The following is a 4,094-nucleotide window of genomic DNA, read 5'->3' on the forward strand; positions in this document are numbered from 1 at the left end:
CGACACCGGTGTCATCACAGCGGCGGCCAGCCCCAGGGCGGTGCGTCGGTTCAGGTCCATGGGAGAAGGGTCGGGGGGTGTGCGGCGCGGGGGCAAGCTTCCTGTTTCCCTCTCCCCTGGGGGAAGACGGTGCCCCGGAGGGGCGGATGAGGGGTTGGCCGGCTCTTGATCGACCGGCTGCCAGTTCGCTCCGGACATCCCCCTCATCGGTCTCGCTCCGCGAGCCGCCTTCTCCCCCCGGAGGGGAGAAGGAAGGTCAAGACGCAGTGCTGGCAATCCGCGAAATTATGGGCGGGTTCAGCGGAAAGAACTCCGCGTTTCCAGTCAGATGACGGATTCTAGAACCGATCTTCCATCCGGATAAGCCGGCGGGCGCATAATGCCGCTGTCCTGTCGCCGCGACAGGCGCCGGTCTTTGACAATCGCATCCCGCCGCTCCGCTCCGAGGAGCCGCTCTCCCGCTCCGCCGATGTAGACTCTGCCGACTCTGACCCCCCCGGTTCCGGCGCCGAGCTTGTCGACTCCGCACCCACTGTTTCCGGATTTTACCCGGGTAGAACCGCGCCTCAGGCCAGTTCCACCGCCATGGCCACGGCCTCGCCGCCGCCGATGCACAGGCTGGCCACGCCCTTTCGGCCGCCGCGCGCCTGCAGCGCCGCCAGCAGGGTGGCCAGCACCCGCGCGCCCGAGGCGCCGATCGGATGGCCCAGGGCCGTCGCCCCGCCGTTCACGTTCAGCTTGCTGTGCTCGATGCCCAGCTCCTGCATGGCGATCATCGGCACCACGGCGAAGGCCTCGTTGACCTCCCACAGGTCGACGTCCTCGACTGACCAGCCGGCCTTCTTCAGCGCCTTCTGCATCGCCGGCACCGGGGCGGTGGTGAACAGGCCCGGCTCGTGGGCGTGGGCCGAATGGCTGACGATCCGCGCCACGATCGGCAGGCCCAGCGCCTTCGCCACGCTCTCGCGGGTCATGACCACGGCCGCCGCCCCGTCCGAGATCGAGGCCGAGGACGCCGCCGTGATCGTCCCGTCCTTCGCGAACGCCGGCTTCAGGCCCGGAATCTTCTCCGGCATGGCCTTGCCGGGCTGTTCGTCCTCGGCCACCGTCTCCACGCCCTTGCGGGTGGTCACCTCGACCGGGGTGATCTCGGCCTTGAAGGCGCCCGAGGCGATGGCGTGCCGCGCCCGCGTCAGGCTCTCAACGGCATAGGCGTCCTGGGCCTCGCGGCTGAACTGGTAGGTTCCGGCCGTGTCCTCGGCGAACGAGCCCATCGGCTTGCCGGGCGAATAGGCGTCCTCCAGCCCGTCCATCATCATCGAGTCGACGATGACGTCATGGCCGATCCGGGCCCCGGCCCGGTGCTTGTTCATCAGATACGGCGCGCCGCTCATGCTTTCCATGCCGCCCGCCACGATGACGTCGGCGCTGCCGGCGGTCAGGGCGTCCGAGGCCATCATCACCGATTGCAGGCCCGAGCCGCACATCTTGTTGACCGTGGTCGCCTCGACGTGGCGTCCGAGGCCGGCGCCCAGCGCCGCCTGCCGCGCCGGGGCCTGGCCCAGCCCGGCCGGCAGCACGCAGCCCATGTAGATCTGCTCGACCTTCGCCGGGTCGACCCCCGCCCGCTCCACCGCGGCCTTCACCGCCGCCGCGCCCAGTTCGGTCGCCTTCACGCCGGACAGCGCCCCCTGGAAGCCGCCCATGGGCGTGCGGGCGAAGGAGCAGATGACGATCGGATCGGACATGTCGGAACCTTGGGAAGGGTCTGGAAAATCGGGGGCTAGATCGGCTCTTTGCGCGCGGCGTGCAAGCGTCGGCCTATTGCGGCGTCATCGGGCCGCGGCGCACGGCGTCTCCGGCCCAGCTGCGCGAGGCCGGCACAAGGCCGAACTCCGGCAGGCGATCACGGTGCGCGTGGGCCGGCGTGCGCATCAGAGCCCGGGCCAGCCGGTTCAGCGGGCCGAGCGGCGTCTCCGTCTCGACCCGCTCCAGCCAGGCCGCCAGTTTGGGCCAGCGGCCGGCGTCGACATTGATCTGCACCGCGCCGGCGTTGACGAAGGCCGGGGCCACGCTGAGGTCGGCCATCGACAGGGCGCCGAACAGGAAGCCGCTCTGCGGGACCACCCCCTCGAGATAGTCGAGGATGCCGGGCAGCTCGACGTCCCGGGCGTGCTCGACCGTGGCCTGGTTGATCTCCTCGCCGAAGAAGCGGGGCTTCAGGGCGATTTCGAAGAACAGCCGCCAGCCCAGCACGTCGAACAGCCGGGTGTCGGCGAACTCCTCCAGCCAGCGCGCCTTGGCCCGCTCGACCGGATCGGCCGGCCACAACGAGGGCCCGGGCCGCGTCTCCTCGATGTACTGGACGATGACGCTGGAGTCGCACAGCGCCACCTCGCCCTCGACCCACACCGGAATCCGCCGCAACGGGCTGATGCGGTCGAAGTCGTCATTGGCCATCAGCCCGACGACGGGATCCAGCTGCACCTCGACACCCTTCAGGGCGCAGGCCGCCAGCACCTTACGGACATAGGGCGAGACCGGATTGCCGACGACGATGACCGGCTCCATGGCTCAGGCGGCCTCTTCGTCGGTCCGCTCCCGCGGCATCATCTCGCCGACGGTCGGCCGGTTTTCCGCCAGGTTCAGCTGGATGTCGCGCGGCTTGACCAGTTCACCGCAGCAGCCACAGGCGATGCGCGGCGTCAGCTCGTGACCGCAGGTCTTGTGGGTCATGGCGATGCCGGCGTCCGCGCCGCCATAGACGTGCTTGGCGCCCCAGCCGTGCAGGGTGACCAGCACCCCGTACAAATCCTTGCCCTTGGCGGTCAGCCGGTACTCGTTGCGCGGGGGCCGTTCCGAATACAGGTGCGGCTCCAGCACCCCGTGCTGCACCAGGCTCTTAAGCCGCGCGGCCAGCACGTTGCGGGCCACGCCCAGCCGCTCCTGCCACTGCTCGAACCGGCTGACCCCGTTGAAGGCGTCGCGGATGACCAGCAGCGTCCACGGGTCGCCGATCACTTCCAGCGTCGCGGCGATCGAACAGCTCTGGCGAGAATAGTCTGCGGTGCGTCCCATGCGGTCGAAAGTGACCCCGCGTCAGGCTTTTGGCAAGAGGGTTGCCAATCTGAACGGACTAGGTCAGTCTTGTTTGGCTACGGACGCGCGGCGAACCCGCTCGCGGCGTTTCCCGGTCCCCGACTGGGGCGGAAGGTTTCGGCCTTCCGCCCGTTCCTTCCCCGCGATACTCCCGACGCATGACCCAGCAGACCCTGGCCGAGGCCCTGACCCTGACCCCCGCCCCAGACGGCGCGGACGGCCTCACCGCCCGGCTGGACGGCGGCTTCTCCAACGCGCCCCAATCGGCGCCGCAGGATAAGGGAGCCCCCTTCGGCGGCCTGATGGCCGCACTCGCCGCCGGAGCCATGCGCCAGGGACTCGGCATCGAGACGCCGCTGCAGACCCTGACCATCCAGTACCTCGCCGCCGCCCGGTTCGATCATGTCGGCTTCCGTCCCGTCCTCGACCGCGGCGGCCGCAACGTGGTCTACGCCTCCGTCACGGGCGGGCAGGGAGAGCGCGTCGCGATCCAGGCGCTCGGGACTTACGGCCGGGACGTCCAGGGTCCGGTGCTGAGGCCCCTGACCGCTTCGCCCCCGCCGGTCGACGACCTCGACCGCACCCCCATGGACCCGACTTTCGGCCCCTGGTTCACCCGGCACATCGAGCACCGCTTCGTGGCGGGGCCGAAACTGTTCGGCGAGAACGCCGGCGGCCCGCCCGAACTCGGCTGCTGGATGCGGACCGTGGACGCCGCGCCGCTCGACGAAGCCCGGCTGCTGTTCCTGCTCGACGGCCTCTATCCGACCTATTTCACAGCCTTCCCCGCGCCGCCGATCATCTCCGCCAGCATCGATCTGCGCGCCGATCTGCTGACCGACATCACCCCCGAAACCTCGCCCGACGGCTGGGCCTACTTCCACTTCACAAGCCGCGACGTCGGCGGAGGCTGGGCGGTCGAGGACGGCGTGGCCCACGCCCCCGACGGCCGCCCCATCGCCCTCGTCCGCCAGCGTCGCAAGCTGATGCCGACG

General features: G+C 70.0%; 4 protein-coding genes. 1 reads left to right on the forward strand and 3 read right to left on the reverse strand.

Going from position 1 to position 4,094, the window contains the following annotated elements:
- Positions 1-566: 566 nt before the first annotated feature.
- The 3 genes from VGD32_RS06145 to VGD32_RS06155 all read right to left on the reverse strand — a co-directional run bounded on the left by VGD32_RS06145 (position 567) and on the right by VGD32_RS06155 (position 3,078).
- A complete protein-coding gene (locus VGD32_RS06145; protein WP_331031021.1) occupies positions 567-1,748 on the reverse strand; it encodes an acetyl-CoA C-acyltransferase in 1,182 nt (393 codons plus the stop codon).
- A gap of 73 nt (positions 1,749-1,821) precedes the next feature.
- Positions 1,822-2,571, reverse strand: a complete 750-nt coding sequence (locus VGD32_RS06150; RefSeq protein ID WP_331031022.1) for a glutathione S-transferase family protein — start codon at positions 2,569-2,571, stop codon at positions 1,822-1,824.
- Positions 2,572-2,574: 3 nt separating this feature from the next.
- Positions 2,575-3,078: a helix-turn-helix domain-containing protein gene (locus VGD32_RS06155; protein ID WP_331031023.1), complete on the reverse strand. Its 504-nt coding sequence runs from the start codon at positions 3,076-3,078 to the stop codon at positions 2,575-2,577.
- A gap of 179 nt (positions 3,079-3,257) precedes the next feature.
- Between VGD32_RS06155 and VGD32_RS06160 the strand changes: the two genes are divergently transcribed.
- Positions 3,258-4,094, forward strand: an 837-nt coding sequence (locus VGD32_RS06160; protein WP_331031024.1) for a thioesterase family protein, incomplete at its 3' end; no start/stop codon positions are given.

It is taken from the genome of Brevundimonas sp. (genome assembly GCF_036402095.1).
Lineage (GTDB): Bacteria > Pseudomonadota > Alphaproteobacteria > Caulobacterales > Caulobacteraceae > Brevundimonas.